This is a genomic window from Mycobacterium sp. NGS69, assembly GCF_059812165.1.
In genome coordinates this window covers 707431-726860 of record NZ_JCALCD010000002.1, presented here as the reverse complement: position 1 = coordinate 726860, position 19430 = coordinate 707431, and the positions used below count along the sequence as shown (strand labels likewise).

General features: G+C 62.4%; 17 protein-coding genes. 7 read left to right on the top strand and 10 right to left on the bottom strand.

Annotated elements, in window-relative coordinates:
- The first annotated feature begins 245 nt into the window (after positions 1–245).
- Positions 246–1217, top strand: a complete 972-nt coding sequence (locus AC5Y2S_RS08815; RefSeq protein ID WP_499955494.1) for a GDP-L-fucose synthase family protein — start codon at positions 246–248, stop codon at positions 1215–1217.
- Positions 1218–1412: 195 nt separating this feature from the next.
- Here the strand turns inward: AC5Y2S_RS08815 and AC5Y2S_RS08810 are convergent, their stop codons facing one another.
- Together AC5Y2S_RS08810 and AC5Y2S_RS08805 are read right to left on the bottom strand one after the other, a co-directional pair.
- Complete coding sequence (locus AC5Y2S_RS08810; RefSeq protein ID WP_499955492.1) at positions 1413–1919, bottom strand: GtrA family protein; 507 nt, start codon at positions 1917–1919, stop codon at positions 1413–1415.
- Positions 1920–2131: 212 nt separating this feature from the next.
- Positions 2132–3013 carry a class I SAM-dependent methyltransferase gene (locus AC5Y2S_RS08805; RefSeq protein ID WP_499955490.1) on the bottom strand — a complete coding sequence of 294 codons (882 nt, stop codon included), beginning with the start codon at positions 3011–3013 and terminating at the stop codon, positions 2132–2134.
- A 422-nt stretch (positions 3014–3435) separates the two neighbouring features.
- Here AC5Y2S_RS08805 and AC5Y2S_RS08800 point away from each other — a divergent pair, with 422 nt between their 5' ends.
- Positions 3436–4296, top strand: coding sequence for a glycosyltransferase family 2 protein (locus AC5Y2S_RS08800; protein WP_499955488.1), 861 nt, complete (start codon positions 3436–3438; stop codon positions 4294–4296).
- On the opposite strand, the gene AC5Y2S_RS08795 is transcribed toward AC5Y2S_RS08800, so the two are convergent.
- Together AC5Y2S_RS08795 and AC5Y2S_RS08790 are read right to left on the bottom strand one after the other, a co-directional pair.
- Positions 4293–5210 carry an NAD-dependent epimerase/dehydratase family protein gene (locus tag AC5Y2S_RS08795; RefSeq protein ID WP_499955486.1) on the bottom strand — a complete coding sequence of 306 codons (918 nt, stop codon included), beginning with the start codon at positions 5208–5210 and terminating at the stop codon, positions 4293–4295. The genes AC5Y2S_RS08800 and AC5Y2S_RS08795 overlap by 4 nt on opposite strands.
- Before the next feature lie 3 nt (positions 5211–5213).
- The gene (locus AC5Y2S_RS08790) at positions 5214–6218 is read right to left on the bottom strand and encodes a glycosyltransferase (RefSeq protein ID WP_499955484.1); all 1005 of its coding nucleotides are present in this window, start codon (positions 6216–6218) and stop codon (positions 5214–5216) included.
- A 479-nt stretch (positions 6219–6697) separates the two neighbouring features.
- On the opposite strand from AC5Y2S_RS08790, the gene rfbF reads away from it, so the two are divergent.
- The 3 genes from rfbF to AC5Y2S_RS08775 all read left to right on the top strand — a co-directional run bounded on the left by rfbF (position 6698) and on the right by AC5Y2S_RS08775 (position 9394).
- Entirely contained in the window at positions 6698–7471 is a 774-nt protein-coding gene (rfbF, locus tag AC5Y2S_RS08785; protein ID WP_499955482.1) for a glucose-1-phosphate cytidylyltransferase, read from the top strand.
- Positions 7472–7622: 151 nt separating this feature from the next.
- On the top strand, positions 7623–8174 hold the full coding sequence (locus AC5Y2S_RS08780) for a dTDP-4-dehydrorhamnose 3,5-epimerase family protein (RefSeq protein ID WP_499955480.1): 552 nt from the start codon (positions 7623–7625) through the stop codon (positions 8172–8174).
- Complete coding sequence (locus AC5Y2S_RS08775; RefSeq protein WP_499955478.1) at positions 8171–9394, top strand: class I SAM-dependent methyltransferase; 1224 nt, start codon at positions 8171–8173, stop codon at positions 9392–9394. Before AC5Y2S_RS08780 ends, AC5Y2S_RS08775 begins: the two co-directional genes overlap by 4 nt.
- Before the next feature lie 155 nt (positions 9395–9549).
- On the opposite strand, the gene AC5Y2S_RS08770 is transcribed toward AC5Y2S_RS08775, so the two are convergent.
- Together AC5Y2S_RS08770 and AC5Y2S_RS08765 are read right to left on the bottom strand one after the other, a co-directional pair.
- On the bottom strand, positions 9550–10380 hold the full coding sequence (locus AC5Y2S_RS08770) for an NAD-dependent epimerase/dehydratase family protein (protein ID WP_499955476.1): 831 nt from the start codon (positions 10378–10380) through the stop codon (positions 9550–9552).
- Between the two features lie 16 nt (positions 10381–10396).
- Entirely contained in the window at positions 10397–11446 is a 1050-nt protein-coding gene (locus AC5Y2S_RS08765) for an NAD-dependent epimerase/dehydratase family protein (RefSeq protein WP_499955474.1), read from the bottom strand.
- Between the two features lie 900 nt (positions 11447–12346).
- Between AC5Y2S_RS08765 and AC5Y2S_RS08760 the strand changes: the two genes are divergently transcribed.
- Together AC5Y2S_RS08760 and AC5Y2S_RS08755 are read left to right on the top strand one after the other, a co-directional pair.
- The gene (locus tag AC5Y2S_RS08760) at positions 12347–13078 is read left to right on the top strand and encodes an FkbM family methyltransferase (RefSeq protein ID WP_499955472.1); all 732 of its coding nucleotides are present in this window, start codon (positions 12347–12349) and stop codon (positions 13076–13078) included.
- A gap of 5 nt (positions 13079–13083) precedes the next feature.
- Entirely contained in the window at positions 13084–13857 is a 774-nt protein-coding gene (locus tag AC5Y2S_RS08755) for a glycosyltransferase family 2 protein (RefSeq protein WP_499955470.1), read from the top strand.
- A gap of 117 nt (positions 13858–13974) precedes the next feature.
- On the opposite strand, the gene AC5Y2S_RS08750 is transcribed toward AC5Y2S_RS08755, so the two are convergent.
- Genes AC5Y2S_RS08750 through AC5Y2S_RS08735 form a run of 4 tightly spaced genes read right to left on the bottom strand, consistent with a single transcriptional unit; the run spans position 13975 to position 19323 of the window.
- Positions 13975–15501: a hypothetical protein gene (locus AC5Y2S_RS08750; RefSeq protein WP_499955468.1), complete on the bottom strand. Its 1527-nt coding sequence runs from the start codon at positions 15499–15501 to the stop codon at positions 13975–13977.
- Between the two features lie 59 nt (positions 15502–15560).
- Positions 15561–17018 (bottom strand): glycosyltransferase, encoded by a 1458-nt coding sequence (locus AC5Y2S_RS08745; protein ID WP_499955466.1) that lies wholly within the window; start codon positions 17016–17018, stop codon positions 15561–15563.
- A 29-nt stretch (positions 17019–17047) separates the two neighbouring features.
- Positions 17048–18067 (bottom strand): NAD-dependent epimerase/dehydratase family protein, encoded by a 1020-nt coding sequence (locus tag AC5Y2S_RS08740; RefSeq protein WP_499955464.1) that lies wholly within the window; start codon positions 18065–18067, stop codon positions 17048–17050.
- Positions 18064–19323 (bottom strand): nucleotide sugar dehydrogenase, encoded by a 1260-nt coding sequence (locus AC5Y2S_RS08735; protein ID WP_499955462.1) that lies wholly within the window; start codon positions 19321–19323, stop codon positions 18064–18066. The genes AC5Y2S_RS08740 and AC5Y2S_RS08735 overlap by 4 nt, the downstream gene beginning before the upstream one ends.
- Positions 19324–19430 lie beyond the last annotated feature (107 nt).

Sequence of the window (19430 nt, the reverse complement as noted above, 5' to 3'; positions counted from 1 at the left end):
TCGCACGCTGGACATCCCCTCGGCACTGCTTGAAGCAGGTCTTCCGAATATGGGCGTGCCACATGGATATCGGCCAGGCCGCAACCCATGTTGAAAACACCCATTCTCGAGTTTGGCTTGACACTCCGGCCAGCCAGGGCACAACCCTTTACCGGAGAGCCTCATCCCGCGACGCCGCAATCACCCAACCGGTGGGCACTCCGATAACGTACTGTCGAGCAACCAAGACACATCACTGGTAGGACATGAGCAAAGCGGTCGAATCAGTCGGCGTCATTGACCGCGCGGCGCCGGTATACATAGCAGGTCACCGTGGGCTGGTCGGTTCTGCTCTACTGAGGAAGTTTCAAGCCGAGGGCTTTACCAATCTTCTTCTGCTGTCGCGCGCTGAACTCGACCTGAGGGATCGAGATGCGACGTTTGCGTTCATTCTCGAGTCCAAGCCCCAGGTGGTCGTGGACGCCGCCGCCAAAGTTGGTGGAATCCTGGCGAACGACACCTACCCGGCGGAATTCTTGTCGGAAAACCTACGGATCCAGGTCAACTTGCTCGACGCTGCGGCGGAGGCTCGAGTACCGCGCCTGCTGTTCCTCGGTTCCTCGTGCATCTACCCGAAATACAGTCCGCAGCCCATCAAGGAAAGTTCGTTGCTCACCGGCCCTTTGGAGCCGACAAACGACGCGTACGCGATCGCGAAGATCGCCGGCATCCTGCAAGTCCAAGCCGTCAGGCGCCAATACGGCCTCCCGTGGATCTCTGCGATGCCAACGAACCTGTATGGACCCGGTGACAACTTCTCGGCATCCGACTCCCATCTACTGCCGGCGCTCATTCGCAGGTACGACGAGGCCCAAGCCGCTCGCGCACCCGAAGTGACGAACTGGGGCACCGGAACCCCCCGGCGCGAGCTCCTGCATGTCGACGACCTGGCGACCGCCTGTTTGTACCTTCTGGAGCACTTCGATGGGCCGAATCAAGTCAACGTCGGTACCGGAGTGGATCACACCATCCGTGAGATTGCGGAGATGGTGGCGGAGGCGGTCGGATACAACGGCGAGACATCTTGGGATACAACGAAACCGGACGGGACGCCACGAAAACTCCTAGACATTTCGGTTTTGCGGGAAGCAGGTTGGGAGCCCGAAATCTCGCTGCGTGACGGCATCGAGGCGACGGTGGCCTGGTATCGCGCCAACATCAGCGCTCTCAGAAAGTAGTTGCGCGGGTTCGCGGCAGCGCCCGTGCTGGCCCAGAAGGCACCGACTCCATTGCTTGACAGCAGCCAACGCGGGTCGCGCCATGGCGCAGTTGACGTACTATTTCCTCCAAATTACTTGGCGCGCAACGAGAAAGCATAGTTTGTCCAGCAGGCCGGCAGTGAATGACCCGATCTCGCCGCAGAGCTGCCCGCTCTACGTACGCGACGTCTCGTCGTGGGCCTCGCCGGTCTCAGCCTCGGCGGCGCTGCGACGGAATGAAAAGTACCGGTGCCCTAGGTAGTTCAGCAGCAGGATGGGGAAAAAGACGATTGCTTGGGCTGGGATGCGGTGCACGCCCAACCCGACCAGCACGGTCAAGCTGACGACGTTGATGCCAAACGTGGTGAGGTAGACGCTCTCGAATCGCAAGGCGTCACGCAGCACGTGGCCCCGCACGCGGAACACCAGCCGGCGGTGCATCACGAAGGCGAACAGCACGCTCAGTACGTGCGAGAGGCCGACCGTCACCAGCGACCCGGCGATCGCGCCGAACCGGCTGTCGACGAAGCGGCCAACCGTCACCGAGCAAGCGACGAATAGCCCAAACCCGACGACTGTGTTGATTGCCCCGACAATCAGGAATGCCACCCGCTGGTCGCGGATGAGCCGGATCAGCGGCCCCGGGGGCGCCGATTCGGGCGGCAGGTCGAATTCCGTCATTCGAGGCCTCTGAATGGGACGATCTGCTGGCCGGTCACCGCAGGCGCGTCGGCGTGCATTCCCCGCGCCCAGTCGATTGTCGATGCCGCGGCATCGCGGAAACCGAGTGGATCACGGCAGCGGCGCCACGAAATCCCCTTCGCTCGTACTGGAGAGCTCCTCACAGTCAACTAACCGACACCCTCCACCATCTCGACGGTATCCACCTGCGGTCACGCCGGGACGCGCCCCGCGAAGACCGTCTGGGCACCGGTGCCGTCCCCGGAGCCTTCGTAGACCTCGGGCTCGAAGCCCGCCTCACGCACGTAATCGACGATGTCGCGGCCGAACTCGGTGAACGTCAGCAAGTCAGCCCCCGCCGGGATGAACCGGTAAGCCCCGCTGCCCCGACCGTGGTAGAGGGCCGGCATCAGGTGCACGATCTCGCCGTCGTCACCTATATAGGCCCGCGCTTCCGTAGTCTCGCGCGTCCACACAACCGGCACAGTGAAGACATGACGGCCTCCGGGCCGCAGGACCCGCCGCGTCTCCGCCAGCGCGGCCCGGAAGTCCTGGACGTGCTCTAGGGTGTCGGACGACAGGACCAGGTCGAAGGCCGCATCGGGGTAGGTGAGGTGACAGATGTCTTCGTTACGGACGCCGTCGACGACCTCGCCCAGTCGCTCTGACCCCCGGTAATCGGAGAACATGAGCCGCGGCAGCCGCTGCAGCAGAGCGTGCAGCGACCCGAGCGAGCCGATGGTGTTTATTTCGGCCACGTCGAGGGCGCGGAACGCGGAGTCCTCGATCAATTCAGCGAAGGATCCGCACCCCGGCGGGCCGTAAAGGGCCACGAGGACCTCGGCGATACGCCTCACTCTCAGGTTGCTGCAGCAGAATCGGCAGAACATGCTTTCGCGCCGGACGTACGCCCGCGACACGCTGGTATCGGACCAAAAGGCGTGCATGTCGTCGGGGATCGTCCACGAATTGAAGGCGAAGACGGTGTCGGCGCCACAGGCCGCACAGCGGCCGGTCTCGTCTGCGCGGCGGTCGGACCGCGGGCGTAGGTTGAGCAGCACGGGCCTCCCCACCCGGGCTTTCGCCGCCGCCACCAGTCTCACCTCGGCGAAGCTCCTGTGCTGGACGACGCAGTCAGCCCAGGCTGCACCGGAGCATCAATGGCCGCATTTAGGGCAAGTACAGTGCGATGTTTCATAGTCGGTACCACAGATTTGTACGCGGACACGCGTTGAAAGTGATCATGACTCGCTCTCCGGGTTAGCAAGGGGCGTTGCGGTTCAGACACATCGGTAACACGTTGATCCGCTACCTCGGACATACCGCGCGATATGTCAGAAGCCTAGCGCCAAGATAAGTTAGGAACTAAATTACTGAGCCGGCGGAGTCAATCACGCCTGTCGCAGCTGGTCATCGTCTGTGGCCTTGGGATACAACTGGTTCGTTCACGGGGGTCCAGCGTTTCGTTGCGCCACAATCCCGCCGAATGCGTGACCGAGCACTAGGAGGGAGCGCTGTGACGCCATTGGTATCGGTGGTCGTGCCGGTGTATAACGGCGTCGAGTTCATCGATGCGGCCATGCAGTCGATCCTGGCGCAGACATTCACCGACTTCGAACTGGTGGTTTCGGACAACGCGTCCACCGACGGCACCTGGGAGGCGCTGCAGCGCTACACCTCCGACCCCCGGGTCCGCCTAACCCGGCTGGCGTCCACCATTCCAGCCGCAGAGAACTTCGACCGCGTAACCAACCTCGCCACTGGCGAGTTCGTGAAGCTGGTTTGCGCCGATGATGTGCTCTATTCCAATAACCTCGAGGTGCTGGTAACGGAACTGACAGCGCACCCATCAGCGGTGCTGGCTGCGAGTTCACGGGATGTCATCGACGCCACCGGAAAGATAGTGTTGCGCAACCGAGGGCTGGCCGGGCTGGGCGGTGAGGTCACCGGCAGCGACGCCATTCGGCGCAGCGTGCTCGCCGGCACTAACATTTTCGGCGAGCCGCCATCGATCTTGTTCAGGCGCGCGGCCCTGGTCAACGCCGGCGGCTGGGATTGTCGCTTCCCCTACATGCTCGATCTGGCAACGTACTGCGCGGTGCTACTTCAAAGCAGTGGCAATGTCGTCGCAGTAAATCAGCCACTCTGGGCATTTCGAATCAGCATTTGTCAGGAGAGCGTGCGAGGGCAGATGCACACTCAAGCCGACCAGGTCATCGGCTTTTATCGAGCCTTGGCCGCTGAGCATCCCGGGCTGCTGGCCCGGCGGCACCTACTCATCGGGAGCGCGCTAGCCCGGATAAACACCCTTGGTCGGCACGCGGTGTACCGCTGGCTTGGCCTGGCGCGCCTCGAGGCGCCCGCTGGCCGAACCTAGTAGGACATCGCTTGGTGCCGCAGTAGATCGTCGTACACGCGTTTGACTGCCACGGGAAATGGAGTGATCGCCACGTTTTGGAAATCGGGCCGGAAGTCTGTGCTCAGCCGCAAGTCCCGAACGTGATAGTTCGAGGACGTGCTGGTCCCGAGCGCGATCCGGACCGTGCGATGGGCAACCTGTTGCACCGTCCGTACGACGGTGCAGACGGACGCGGGTTGTCGTGACGAAATGTTGCGCAGCACCGGCGTCAACGGCTGGTTGTGCACCGCGTTCTCGACCAGCGTCCGCACCATCGCGGCGGCGTCATCGACGTATAGGTAGTCGCGGAGGGTCTCCATCGGCACGAAAACGTTCAACGATTGTCGCGTGATTGCGGCTCGGCACATCTGACTGACGAGACCCTGCTGTTTCACTAGGTTCTGCCCGGGCCCGACGAGGTTTGAGAACCGTCCGATGACGAGTGGAACGTGGCCTGCGAGCGTCGTCTGGAGGATCTCCTCGTGGACGAGTTTCGTTTCGCCGTAGGGGCTCAGCGGCCGTGGCGTCGTCGACTCGCTGAACGGCGGATGCGTCGACCCGGCATAGACGCCGCCCGCCGAGGACGAGAGGAAGACCGCACCCCGACCAGTCGGCCGCGCATCTCGCATCCTCTCGAATAGGTGAGAGACGATGCGCGTCTCCGCGGCAAGTTTGTCGGCCGTGGTACCCACCACCCCGCTGCCGGCGGCCCAAATAACCGACCAATCGTCGTTTCCGGCCTCTCGGATGAATCGCCTGAGGTCGGAGTCGAGCACCTCGACCGCCCCATCGTGGTTCTCCCACGGCACCCGCAGTTCCTCGAACTTCGTGCCGATAGCTCGCGACACCGCCCTGCCGAGCAGTCCACCGCGACCCACGATCCAGGTAAGCACCGGTCACTCCGCCGCCGTGCCGCCGAACACGTCACCGGGATCGCGCACGATCACATACACCGGCTTACCCATGGCCATATTCGCCGAAGCCGCGATGTACTCGGCGATGATCCCCAGGGCGAACAAGACGGCTCCGCCGACGACCATTACCGCCACGAACACAGACGTCCACCCCTGCACGCTGACGTGCCCGATCACCTTCTGGAACGCGCTGTAGATCGCCACGGCAAAACCGAGCAGCGCGAACAGAATCCCCATCATGGAGACAAAACGCAGCGGCCGGGTACCCGACGAGATGACCAGCCGCCAAAAATGCGCGACTAGCCTGCTCAACGTGTAGGCACTCGCCGGTCGCCCCTCTTGGCGCATCGACACCGGACAGGTCGAAGGGTTGGCGACAACCCAACAAAGAGCGACGTCCAAGAAAACCCCTGCCCCGGTGTATGCCGCGACGCTTCGTCCAGCTTCGCCCAACATGAGTCGATAGCTGTGGAAGGCTTTGGGCCCGTCCGACGACATCAGGACATGCACGAACAGCCACTTGGTCAGCCAAGACGCCGCGTTGCGCAAAGGACCGTGCGGTGGTCGGTTTGTCGGCGCGGCGTAGACGAGTTGTGTTCGGTCCCGGTACGCCGTGTCGAGCATGTCGCCGATGTAGGCCGGATCGTGCTGTCCGTCTTCGTCCATCGTGACGATCCAGTCGCCACCGGACGACGTCATGCCCGCGAGCGTCGCGGGATGCTGTCCGAAGTTGCGAGACAACCATATTGGGCGGATCCATTCGCCGCCCGCAGCCAACTCGCGCACGACTTCGTCGCTACGGCGAATGCCCCGGTCCCACACCAGGAGCACCTCGTCGACGCGGAACTGACGGCCGTCGGGGGTTTTCTGGGTCGAACGAAGTTGCTCAAGCTCCTTGACCACGCCGGACAAGGTCTCAGCTCCGCTGTAGACCGGTATCACAACGCTGACCGAGTCCACTCGGCTCAATTGACCGTCGCCAGTCACGCGTTGCCTCCCCAACGGACAGGTTCAGTGAGGTGACTTTACCCATGGAAGACCGATTTTGTGGGGCAATTGTGATTCCGCTTGGCCACAGCTGAGTGACGTCGACCCGCACCGCGGCCTGATGTCGGCAAAGGGATAACGGCCTACTGCCGAGTTGCCTACGCCCCAGGCCGTTGGATGTTCGGACCCGATTGAGGTGACCGTGGTTTGTCTCGCGGTTTCTGCCCTCGGGACAGCCGTCGCCGTGTACGCTCACCGCGTGTCGCTCCTAGCAACCTGGAGCGTGAGGGCGCGAAGTATCTAACCGTTGGGGGTTTTCTCTCTAATTCGTCGTTTTTGGGAAAGCGTTCAATTATTCCTGCCGATAGATTTGGGTATATGACTGCCATAGGTGAAGTTAGCTCGAATTGCTGCCGTCGATTAGCAGATCGACGAGGCAATTGCTCGAGGCAGCACCATCTCGAGCGTAGGCGAGTTCAATGAAAGCCGTCTTATTGGCGGGCGGCCTGGGCACTCGCCTCAGAGAGGAAACCACAATCCGCCCCAAACCGATGGTGGAGATAGGCGGCCGACCGATCCTGTGGCATATCATGAAGTTGTACTCTCACCACGGTATCCACGACTTTATCGTTTGCTGTGGCTATAAGGGTTACGTCATTAAGGAATATTTTGCCAACTATTTCTTGCACATGTCGGACGTCACTTTCGATATGTCCGCCAACAAGATGGAAGTGCATGAGCGCCATGCGGAACCCTGGCGGGTGACGTTGGTGGATACTGGCGAAGACACACAGACGGGCGGGCGCCTCAAGCGTGTTGCCAGCTACATCCGAGATGATGAGGCTTTCTGCTTCACCTACGGTGATGGGCTGAGCGACGTAAACATAAGCGCGAGCATCGAATTCCACCGTCAGCATGGTCGGCACGCCACGATTACCGCGGTGCTTCCGCCGGGGCGTTACGGGGCCATCGAGTGCGCGGGCGACCGCGTCACGCGCTTTGTCGAGAAGCCACGTGGCGATGGTGGCCTGATCAACGGCGGATTTTTCGTCCTTAAGCCCGCGGTTCTCGATTACATAGAGGGCGACGAGATCTCTTGGGAAGGCACGCCATTGGCTCGTCTCGCTGCAGATGGCGAAATGATGGCCTTCGAGCATTCTGGCTTCTGGCAACCCATGGACACACTACGAGAGCGGAACCTGCTGGAAGATCTGTGGAATAGCGGCGCAGCACCGTGGAAATGCTGGCGTTGAACGTGGTCGGAAGCCGGATCCTTGAAAAAGCAGTCGACGACACGACCGATTGGTATCGGCGATCGCCGGAATCTTGTGGCGCAACGAGTGCCGACCGACTGGACGCTTACATCACCGATGCGGTGGCATCAGATCTGGCTTGGGCGCCGGCATGAGAATCCTCGACACCCCGATTGCCGACTTGAGGCTCGTACAGTCCGTGCCGCACCACGACGCCCGCGGCGCGTTCGTTCGCCTTTTTTGCGCGCAGGAGCTCCAACCCGCGCTGGGCCACCGCCAAATCGCGCAGATTAACCACTCCAGAACCAACGACGCCGGGGTAGTGCGGGGCCTGCATTTTCAGCATCCCCCGCATGCCGAAATGAAGATGGTCCGCTGCCTTCGCGGCCGGGTCTGGGACGTGGCGGTCGACCTTCGGGCGGGATCTCCCACTTTCTTGCAGTGGCACGCCGAGGAGTTGGCGCAAGACGACGCGCAGATGTTCGTAATCCCAGAGGGATTCGCCCACGGCTTCCAAGCCCTGGAGCCGGACAGCGAACTGTTGTACCTACACACGGCGTTCTACCACCCACCTTCGGAGGGGGGTCTCCGCTACGACGACCCGCGGCTCGCCATCGCCTGGCCATTGTCCCCAAAGGGCCTTTCGCCTCGTGACCTTTCCCATCCGCTGCTGGGCGTTGATTTCACGGGAGTCGCGGTATGAAATGCCGACACTGCGGCACGCCCGTACAACACAGCTTCGTGGACCTGGGCTTCGCGCCCCCCTCGAACGCCTACTTGGATGCCGAAGACCTGTCTAACCCGGAGGTGCATTACCCGCTGCGCGTTAAGGTGTGCGACCGGTGTTGGTTGGTACAGACCGAGGACTACGCCCGCGCGGAGCAACTGTTCAGCGCCGACTACGCCTATTTTTCCAGCACCTCGAGCAGTTGGCTAAGTCATGCGGCCGGCTACGTACAGATGATCATCGAGCGACTGCAACTGGGGCCTGAGAGCTTCGTCATTGAAGTCGCATCCAACGACGGCTACCTGCTGAAAAACTTCATGGCAGCGGGCGTTCCTTGCCTAGGAATCGAGCCAACAGCGAGCACCGCCGCGGCCGCCGAGGCGCTGGGGATCCCGGTCAGGCGGGAATTCTTCGGCGAAGCTCTCGGGCAGCGACTGGCCGGTGAGCACCGTCTGGCGGATCTGGTTCTAGGCAACAATGTGTATGCCCATGTGCCTGCCATCAACGACTTCACTCGTGGATTGGCCGCTGTGCTGAAGCCGGAAGGCACCGTCACGCTGGAATTCCCGCACCTATTGCCGTTGATCGAGGGGTCTCAGTTCGACACTATCTATCACGAGCACTTCTCATACCTGTCACTCACGGCTGTGGCGCGCGTCTTCGCCGAGGCCGGATTGCGCGTGTGGGACGTCGAGGAGCTATCCACGCACGGAGGCAGCCTGCGAGTGTATGGCTGCCATGCCGAGGCAGCAACAACGACTACGGACCGGGTCGGATTGCTGCTCACGCGCGAGGAGCAGTTTGGGCTAAAGCGGCGCGAGACATACACCCAGTTCCAGCAGCGTGCCGACCGGGTGAAGGATGAGCTGTTGGCCTTCCTGATCGAACAAAAGCGCGCCGGCCGGCACGTGGCGGCCTACGGTGCCGCGGCGAAAGGCAACACGTTGTTGAACTACGCAGGTGTCAGGCCAGACTTATTGCCCTACGTCTGTGATGCCGCGGTGTCCAAGCAGGGAAAGTTCATGCCGGGCAGCCACATCCCTATCCGTTCGCCTCAGGCACTGCGCGAGAGCCCGCCAGACTATGTGGTCATCCTGCCCTGGAACATCGCCCACGAGGTGCGGAACCAATTGGCCGACCTTGCCGACAGCGGCACCCGTTTTGTGACCGCGGTTCCCGAGCTGAGCTTCATGTGAAGTGCCGCATCCCTTACGACGCATCGATTACCGAACTCTGGATCTCCGGCCAGGCGCACATCGCCGCCCGGGCAGTCGCGCCTACTGGGTGTTGCCGTAAGTCGGTTCTGGGAGTTTGGGTATCCACCGTTGCCGGAGCCGAACGACCTCGCTCATCACACGTCCTGCCGCACGCCGACCAGCCGCGGTGGATCAAAAACGTTCTCGGCCTTCGCCCCAAAGCGCAATAGGTCACGACGACCGTACTCGTCGGCGATGCGTTCGGCGAGTTGTCGAACGGTCACCGCTTGGCCTGAGCAGACGTTCACCGCGCCCTGTTGCTGTCCCAGCGCGACGTCGGCGATCATCCCAGCGGCGTCTTTGACGTCAAGGAAGTCACGCACCTGATCGCCGCGCGTGAGGAGGACTTCCTGCCCCGCCTCTAGTTGCCGACGAATGTAGGGCACCAGTCTCCGCTCGTCTTCGCCTTCTCCGTAAAGGTAGAAGACCCGGCACCAGACAAAGCTCACATCCACCGTGCTGAGAAAATGGCGGAGCACCTGAGAGGCCGACGCCTTGCACGCGGCATACAAGGTACTCGGCGCCAACGGGGTGTCTGTCGTCATCAGGCCCGCGGAGGGGTCGTACTCCGCGCATGTTCCCACACCAACAAATCGTTTGCCTCCGACCGCTGCAAATGCGGAGGCCAGGTTGAGGGTGCCGGTGAGACAGGTAAGGTTCAGTGGCGAGGTCAGGTACTCCCCGGGCTCCACGTGCCATGCAGCATGGACGATCGTTTCCGATCCTTCGAGCATCTCTTCCAAACGCCCGCTTGCTTCGGTAAACAAGTCCGGCGTCTGCACGACCTCAAGCGCCCCTCGTGACGGGACACCTTGCAGGCGGGACGGATCGCGGACCAGCACCCTCACCGAGCAATCCCGTTCAAGCAGGTTGCGCAGAATCTGCCGCCCGACGAACCCCGTTGCTCCGGTCAAGGTAACGGTCATGGGAGCCCCACCTTTTTCACGGACTTCTCCAACGCAGCTCGTCATCAAGAAACCCTGCAGCCGTCAATTCCTGAAGCCTCCTGAGTCGGATTCTGCTCGACGCTCTGAACTCGGCGCTGAGTCCAGGTACTTGAGCAAGGTTGGCCGCAAGCTCTTGGATGGCGTCCTCGAACGAGACACGGGGCTGATGCTTCGGCGCAATTTGTTGCCACATCGAAAAGTCGACTCGATAACTACGTGTGTCCGGCGCCGCATTCGAATTGACCGAGACCGCAACACCCCCCAGGACCGAAGCGACGGCATCAGCCAGGTCGCTCATGCGAAAGTTCCAGTCGGCGTGCCCTACATTCACTACCAGATAAGCCGGAAGTGATTGCCGGTCCGGGCCAACGGCCCATTCGATTGCCAGCGCCATGTCTTTGACGTGTATCAAGGGCCGCCACGGGGAGCCATCCGAAAGGACGACAATGCGACCTGTGGTCAGCGCTGAAGCGACGAAGTCATTGAGAACCAAGTCAAGTCGAACCCGGGGGCTCCATCCACAAGCGGTGGCGAAGCGCAGGCTCGTGACTTGGAAGTTTGGCGTCGCCAGGGCTTGAAGGTCACTTTCCGCTGCGATCTTGGAGCGGGCGTACTCGGTTTGTGGATCAAGAAGACTTGCCTCAGTACGGTCGTTATCTCCGCGACCGTAGACACTGGCACTGGAAGCAAGCACAAACGCCTTAGATCCATGTTCGCGGGCTAGCGACGCCACTCGGACAGCTTCCTGGTGGTTGATTTGACGCGTCAGGCTGGCGAAGCGATCTCCCATCGGATCATTCGAAATTGCCGCGAGGTACACGATGCATTCGTACCCCGCAATGTCCTGCGCGGTCAGGTCGCGAACGTCCTTGAACCTAAAGCTGTCATACAGCACCTCAGGAAGAGGTCCCGCTCCGTCGCACTGATCGGCGAACCAACCTGCATCAATGCCGTGAACATCTATGTCCGGTGCGGAGCACCTTAGCCTGGTAACCACCTCTGGGCCGACATACCCCGATCCACCAATGACGAGGATCCGCTTCATCTGAACTCCATCACCGAAAACCAAAAATAGTGGGTGGACTCTAGCAACAAGACGGCCTGTCGGATAAAGATTTGAACCCCTCGGTGCGCTCCGACACCCCCATTTCGAAACCTTAGCCGCCAACCGCGCGCCCGTGCCGCGCGGGCGGCAGCCTCGAGTTCGGCCTGCGGAACGTCATGGGAGGTGCTGACTGCGCCGGTCTGATCTGGCGTACGACCAGCCCATCCAGCGAAAGCATGAACCACACCACCTGGCGGTTGCGGCCACCAAGCTGGTGCGCGAGACGGGTCGTGGATGAGGGCCGGGTCGGAACGAATGGATGTGCTTCATCGGTGATTCTCCGAGAGACCATCCAGAGTCACTCGAGCAACGGAAATCGGCCCGACAACCGCTGCCCACGATGTCGAGCGGCCGCAGCTGTTGGCTTAACGACCCACCACCACCCGCAGTCGAGGATGTGCTGCGCCAAGACGGCAGGCACAGCAGCGTGCGCGTCAGGCAGCACAATGGGTATCGGCGGCGCCAACTCGACACCCGGACCGCCGCATTGGATCTGGCGATCCCGGCAATCTTCAGATCTAGCTCAACTGGCTCGATGCTTCTGCAGGCGCCCGAGTGCCGCGCCGCTGTCTCTCGGTTCGACCATACCTTTGGCGAGATCTCGGTTAGGGCGGCAAAGGCCGTAGGCTATGGCGGCGAAACTCCATGGGGCCCAACGAAACCAGACGAAGCAACAACCCAAACTGTGGTACGTTTCGGTTCCGCGGGAAGCGAGTTGACCGTCCCAGATCGCCGCTGCGCGTCGGCATCGAGACAACGGGAGCCCGCTTTTCTCGAACGCAAGGGTAATGCGGCAATGAAGAGCCATCGCGCCTGCTAGTAGCGTGTTAGTGTGGCGCGGTGAGTTTGTCCCAACGTGCTCGTAACATCCTGCGTCGCACCGGTATCGAGTTGTCGCGTTATGATCCCGCACTCGACTGGAAACGCAATTTTATGCATCAACTGACATCGAGCCGGGTGGACGTAATCCTCGATATAGGCGCCAACTCAGGGCAATACGCGGCCGGCCTCCGGGCCGCGGGCTTTGAGGGTCGCATCGTGTCCTTCGAGCCCCTGTCGGGTCCGTTTTCCGAGTTGGAGGCCAGGGCCGCTCGTGATCCGCTCTGGGAACCCCGCCGCTGCGCGCTGGGTGACTCCGACGGCACGATCTCGATAAATGTCGCGGGAAATTCCGGCGAGAGTAGTTCCATATTGCCGATGTTGGCAACTCATCGGGAGGCCTTCCCGCCGGCGAACTATGTTGGCACCGAGGAGGTGCAGATGCGGCGACTTGACTCTGTGGCAGCCGAAATTCTCGGGCCGGCCGATGTGGCTTTCCTGAAAATTGACGTTCAGGGGTTTGAGAAACAAGTGCTGGCCGGGGGCAATTCAACGGTGAATCAAAATTGCGTAGGCATGCAAATGGAACTGTCTTTCCTGCCGTTGTACGAAGGCGGCATGCTCATTCGGGAAGCTCTCGACATCGCGTATTCGTTGGGCTTCACGCTGACCGGGCTATCGCCCTGTTTCACCGATTTGCGTAATGGCCGAACACTTCAGGCCGATGGCATCTTCTTCCGCGCGAAGGGCTGACGGGAATGCCTGCAACCCCATTGTTTTCGATCGTCGTGCCCGCGTTCAACGTTGCGGCGACCCTTCGGACCTGCTTCGACAGCATCGCAGGTCAAACCTATGGCGACTTCGAGGTGGTTCTGGTCGACGGCGGTTCGACGGATGACACCCTCGACATCGCCAACAGCTACGCTTCGGCCCTCGGCACGCGTCTGGTCGTTCACTCGGGTCCCGACGAGGGCGCCTACGATGCCATGAACCGCGGCGTCAGCATGGCGACGGGCGCCTGGCTCCTTTTCTTGGGCGCCGATGACGCCCTGTACGGGGCGGACACACTTGCCCAGGTAGCCGCATTCCTTGACGCACACGACCACAGCGACCTTGTGTATGGCGATGTAATCATGCGTTCGAACTCGTCCCGGTACGCGGGAGCCTTCGACCTCGACCGTTTACTTTTCGAACAGAACATCTGTCACCAGGCGATCTTCTATCGCCGCGAGCTCTTCGCCGGCATCGGACCCTTTAACCTGCGCTATCCCATTTGGGCGGACTGGGATTTCAATATCCGCTGCTTCTCCAACCCGGCGCTGGTAGCCCGCTACATGGACATCGTCATTGCGCGCTACAACGACACGGGCGGCATAAGTAAACGCAAGGACAACGCGCTGAAAAAGCGGCTGCCGTCGTACTTCCATTGGGCCGCGTTGGAAATGACCCGCCGGACGCTCTCACGTTTGCGGCGACACATCGTCGGCGGCTGGCGCGCCCGCCGCACGCGGTCGGCACCACTTCAAGGCTGAGCGATGGGCATGACGTACCCGATCAGACGCTTCGCGGCCCAAGCCGAAAAGAGACGCCACCAACGGATTTCGATCTGGGCGCTCGGGCACTCATGCATGCCTCGGCATTTCGAAGCGCTAAAGTGTCGGCGGTAACGCCGGATCACCCTCAGCACGTTCGAGGCTCCGTCGTGCTCCGGCAGCGAAGAACAGCCCCACGCCCAGCGCCAGGAACGCGGGGCCCATCGCGAGTATCAGGCGGACCGCCGTTGCGGTGGCGTCAGCGAGCGATCCCTTGAGCCACATGCGATTTCGGGCCCCGGCATTGTCTGCGTCGGCGGGCCGGATTTCCGGCGGCAGGATCGCCCTGACATCGGGGTCTTTGAGGACTGCTGCCAGGTACGTTGGGTTTGGGTAGGAGAGTTCGATTCCGTGGCCAGCGCGGCTCTTTGACTTCAGATCGTCGACGTTTCCGGTCGCGAGGTAGGCCTGGACCTTGATCATCTCTTGACGTGCCGCCTTGCTCCAGTCGATCGCCCCAAGCACGGATCCGTAGTAGGCCAGCGCTCCGACGACTGTTACCACCGTGAATACCCACGCCACGGCGCCACGCGCCGCGTGCCGGCCGAACCGCATGCCGCGCGCGTCGTCGGCGAGCGCGAGGACCGACATCAGCCCGACGGCATAGGCCAAGACCATGACGTCGGTGTACCGGATTGCGATGCGAACGCCGCGGCCATAGGCGAACAGCACAAACTGGATGCCGAGCCACGCCGCGATTCCGACCACCACCCACGCACGGTCGGAAATGCCGGGGCGCCGCGCGACCGTGCGGTAACAGAACCAGGCCGTCGGGACCAACGCGGCGCCGACCAACACGGCAAACGCGAACAAACCCTGGATGAACGTCCACGGGCTGCTCATCGGCTTCGCGATCGACACCGCCCACAGAATCATGGCCAGAGACGCCGACGCCATGACCACGAGGCCGGCGAACTCACGACGGCACCGCCTTCTCGCGTTAGCCGCGATCTGCAAGGCCACCAGGGCGCCCGCGGCGAGAATGGTGGCCACGCCTGTCGCGAAAGAGAAGTAACTGAGGACCGCGAAGGTCAATCCGCACAACCAGCGCACGGAGAACGGCCGCGCGGCGGCCAACACTATGAGACCGCCGATACCGAAGAACAACGCGAGGTACACCTGGTCCTGAAACCCCCACAGCGTGTTCTCGTAGACGGGAAGCGCACCAACGAAAGCGACGAAACACGCCAGCAGCATTCGGCGTTGCGGCGCGACAAGGGGCACCAGCACCGACGCAAGCCAGGTGATCGCCGCGGTATCGACGATCGCTCCGAAGATCATCTCGAAGCGCGTGTTCCACTGGCCGGCGAGCTCGAGGTGGACCAGTGCGAAGATGCGAGAAACGAAGATGCGGTGTTCGTTGTGCGGGGCGAAGAGATCGGCGACAGACAGTACGCCCCGCAAATACCGCGAATAGAGGATCCCCGCCTCGCCGGCCCACTGGTCCGACAGGGGCACCGGCGAACCGAGCGCCGAAATGGTGATGAGCCTGGCGCCGAACACCACGCAGGCAACCGCGGCCACCAAGGCAATCGTGCCTTTCGTTCGTGGCCGCGTATCTCGTGGAGCGACCGTCGGCGCCACCCCGGCTTCGTCGTGATCGCCCGGGTCATGCGACGTCAATTCCTCGTGCTCACGCAAAGTCACGACAGGGCCTTTCGCGCCCAGGCGAGTGCCCCCAGCGATGCCAGGCCGCCACCCGTCCAGCGCAGCACCGGACGACGCATGGCCAGCCCGTACCAACGCAAATAAGCGGGCAGCCAGCCGACCAGATCGAACCTGCTGGTGCCGGCGGTTCGGTCGTCCCAGCTACTCGGGACCTCATCAATGCGATAGCCCAGGAGATGCGCCTTGGTCGTGAGCTCGAGCCCGACCTCGAATCCTTGCCCACTCTGCACCGGAACCTCCTCGAGAAAGCGGCGGCTGTACGCGCGGAAGTTCGTGGTGGCATCGTGAGTCGCGACGCCGCCCAGGTAATGCAGGCTCAGCCCGGCCGTCCTCGACATCAGCGTCTTCAGCCGGGGCCCCCCGCGCTGCGTGCCGCCGCGCATATACCGTGACCCGCTGACCACGGCCGCGCCCTCTTCGCGGATCTTGGCCGCCATCAACGGAATCACCGATGGTGGATCCGACAAGTCCGCCATGCTGGTGACGACGACGTCACCGCGCGCGGCGCCGAAGCCGGCGATCAACGCATTCGCCACGCCTTTCCCGAGCGAGTTCCGGACCAGCCGCACGCTTTCGGGCCTGTCGGGCATGGTGGCCAGCGCCGGCAGCGTGGTGTCCTCGTCGAAGTCGTAACAGACGAGCAGTTCGTGCGGGATGCCCGCCAGCGCCTCGGTAAGCCTCCTGACGCACACCTGGATGTTTTCGCCCTCGTTGTAGACCGGGATGACCACACTCACCAGACGATCGCCGACCTCGGACGAAGGCGCCGGCTTGCGGGCGCGAATTACGAACTGCTTGCCCAAGATTCGCCACGCCGGCCGGGAACGCAGATACATCCGCACCAAAATCGGCGCTTGCGGCAACGGCGAAGACGACGTGTACGGCAGAAACCGGCCGCAGCTTTCCATGATCTCGAAGTCACAGGAGACCAGCAACTCGCTCAGGGAGCGATCGCTGATCGGCACGATGTGATCCCAGAAGTCCCAATAGTCGCCGGGGACGAAGCGGATGTTCGGCCCCATCGCGATGAGATGCCCGCCCGGCTTGAGCACCCGGCGGGCCGCGGCGATGGTCCGCTCGACCTGTTCCTTGCTTCGCAGGTGTTCCAGCAGGTTGCTCGTGAAGACGACGTCTACCGATGCCTCCGGGAGGAAACCGAGGTCGTCGGCGCGACCATGGTGAAACTCGACGCCGGGCTCGAGCATGCCCGCGCTGTCCGGGTTGAGGTCGACGCCGATCCGGCGCGCCGCCTGCACATGGTTCAGGAACTCGCCATAGCCGCAGCCGAGGTCCACCACCGTGTCGCTGCGTCTGATCCACGCCTGGAAGAAGTCCCTGACCAGTACCGCCCAGACGGCCGATCGCGACTCGCGCGCATGGCCGAAGCGATTGCGGTAGAGCCGCTGCAGGTCGGGCTTACCCGCGATGCACATGGCGCTATGGGGGCGACGGCCGTCGCATGTCAGATGGTCCCGGCCTCGACGGCGTTGAGGACCCAGGGGATGACCTCGTCGAGCATCGATTCGAGCGTCGTGGTCGCCTCGAATCCGAGCACCTCGGACGCCTTGTGGACATCCGGGGAGCGCAGCTGGACGTCGTGCTCGAACGGCGGATCGCACTCGTATCGGAACTGGCTGTCGGACCGCATCTTTTTCCAAATGAGTTCCGCCAGCTGCAACACCGTGGTGGCTTCGGGCGTCGAAAGGTTGAAATCGCCGTTGAGCGCGGCCGGATGTTCCATGCATACGCGAATGCCGCGGGCCAGGTCGCCCCCATAGGTGTAGTGCCGCACCTGGCTGCCGTCGCCCAGGATGTGCAACGGATCCTGGCCCTTTGCGACCTTCTGGATGAGGTCCGGCACGACGTGACTCATTGCGAGTTTGACATTGCCACTGGGGATTTCACGGCCGCCGAGCGCCCGCTGCTCCCCGGTGCCCACACAATTGAACGGACGGATGATCGTGTACGGGAGGCCGTACTGCTCATATGCACCGAGCGCGAAATACTCACACGCCAGCTTCTGGAACCCGTAAGTGCTTGTCGGCGGCGGGCATTCGGTGATGTGTTTCTCCGGTGTCGGGAAAACAGTGGCGTTCTCGAACACCATCGACGAACTGATCACGTTGATCTTCTTGAGCCAGCCCTTGCGATAGGCGTGGATGGCGGTGTCGAAATGGGCGGCCGCGATGCGCTCGTTCTCGGCCAGCAGATCGTAGGCATATTCGTGGAAGTACGTGATGCCGCCGATGCGGGCCGCGCTGGCGACCATCTGGTCGCAGCCCTCGACCAGTCGGAACATCAGGTCCAGGTCTTTGACGTCGCCCTGGACGAAGTGGTAGCGCGGGTGATTGTCGTAGCTCTTCTCGACCTGGCCGTATTTCGAGTAGTTGTCGATCCCGACGATCTCGTGGCCGCCGCGCAGCAGCTCGTCGACCACGTACCCGTTGATGAATCCCGCGCTACCGGTCACGAGAACTTTCACTTGGCCGAACTCCCGGTACCGAGCTGCGCCAACGGGGTCCCGTTCGTCGCGCCCGAGTCAACCTCCGCGACGTCCAGACAGCCCCAGACGTCCTCGACGATCTTGTCTTCGGCGATCTGCAGGCCGCGGTAGATCGAGTGGGGGACGCCGACGACGATGACGTCTGCGCGGCCCAGCACGGCGTCGAGTGCGTAGTAATCCGGGCCGTTCAGGAACGGGTCGTGCAACATCACCTTCTTGGCCTCGAGCGTGAGCAGGTGCCGGAGCTTGAAGCTCAGCGAGTCGCGGGTGTCGTCGCAGTCGGCCTTGAATGTCATGCCCAGGAGGCCAACGGTCTTGTCGCGCAGATCGACCCGGCGCTTGAGCATGTTGACGATGAACTGCGGCTGGCCCTCGTTGATCAGCATCGCCGCGTGTCCGAGCATGAAGTTGTTGTTGCTGAACGCGGCGAGCTGCATGGTGTCCTTCAGCAGGCACGGGCCCGCCGCCAGCCCGGCCGTGGGCAGGCTGTCGACGCGGCTGTTCTTGTAGGTGGCGGCCCGATGAACCCGGCTGAAGTCGAGGCCGGCCTCGCGGCTGAGCAGGTAGAACTGGTTGGCGACCGCGAACTGGATGTAGCGGTAAGCGTTGCAGAACAGCTTCGCCAGCTCGGCTTCCTGGGGCTCCACCTCGATGATCTCGGGGGTTATCCGGGAAAAGAGCTCGCGAACGATCCGGCACCCTTCGGCGTCGAACCCGCTGATGATTTGCGGAATCTCCCTCAGCTCGCGGATCGAGTGGCCCTGTGCGATGCGCTCGGGGCAAAAGGTGACGTGCACGCCGATCCCCCGCTCGGCGAACATGTCGTGGACGCGCTGGCTCAGCCCCGGGTAAACGGTGCTTCGGAGAACGAGCGTCTGCCCGTCGCGGAAGTACGGGCTGATCTCGTCGATGATGCGAAAGAAGGTGTGCGCCTTTGGCGTCAGGTATTCGTCGACCGGCGTCCCGACGACGCAGATCACGATGTCGGAATTCCTGACCGCCCACGAATCGGTGGTCGCCGAGATGCGCCCGGTGGGCAATAACCGCTTGAGCAGCTCCGGGGCACCGTTCTCCACGAAGGGCATCCGGCCGGCCATGATCGTCTTCAAGGCATTGGCGTTTGTGTCGAGAATGTCGACGTTGAAACCCTCGTCGGCGAGAACGAGCGCCAGCGGCAGACCGACGTGCCCGGCGCCGCCGATTATGCATATGCGTTGATCGGGTTGAACTGCCATGCCAGACGCCCCCTCCGGCCCCCTTGCCTGAAACCCGGCCCAAGGGTTGCGCGCTGGCAAGGGCAACTACGTACGTATATGGATCCCGTGGTCGGAGCGTACGAGAC

Excerpts from the sequence above, each read along its gene's own strand:
- AC5Y2S_RS08770 (WP_499955476.1), bottom strand. The coding sequence starts at position 10,380 with ATGACCGTTACCTTGACCGGAGCAACGGGGTTCGTCGGGCGGCAGATT.
- AC5Y2S_RS08735 (WP_499955462.1), bottom strand. The coding sequence starts at position 19,323 with ATGGCAGTTCAACCCGATCAACGCATATGCATAATCGGCGGCGCCGGG.
- AC5Y2S_RS08755 (WP_499955470.1), top strand. The coding sequence starts at position 13,084 with ATGCCTGCAACCCCATTGTTTTCGATCGTCGTGCCCGCGTTCAACGTT.
- AC5Y2S_RS08745 (WP_499955466.1), bottom strand. The coding sequence starts at position 17,018 with ATGTGCATCGCGGGTAAGCCCGACCTGCAGCGGCTCTACCGCAATCGC.
- AC5Y2S_RS08775 (WP_499955478.1), top strand. The coding sequence starts at position 8,171 with ATGAAATGCCGACACTGCGGCACGCCCGTACAACACAGCTTCGTGGAC.
- AC5Y2S_RS08815 (WP_499955494.1), top strand. The coding sequence starts at position 246 with ATGAGCAAAGCGGTCGAATCAGTCGGCGTCATTGACCGCGCGGCGCCG.
- AC5Y2S_RS08780 (WP_499955480.1), top strand. The coding sequence starts at position 7,623 with ATGAGAATCCTCGACACCCCGATTGCCGACTTGAGGCTCGTACAGTCC.
- rfbF (WP_499955482.1), top strand. The coding sequence starts at position 6,698 with ATGAAAGCCGTCTTATTGGCGGGCGGCCTGGGCACTCGCCTCAGAGAG.
- AC5Y2S_RS08810 (WP_499955492.1), bottom strand. The coding sequence starts at position 1,919 with ATGACGGAATTCGACCTGCCGCCCGAATCGGCGCCCCCGGGGCCGCTG.
- AC5Y2S_RS08765 (WP_499955474.1), bottom strand. The coding sequence starts at position 11,446 with ATGAAGCGGATCCTCGTCATTGGTGGATCGGGGTATGTCGGCCCAGAG.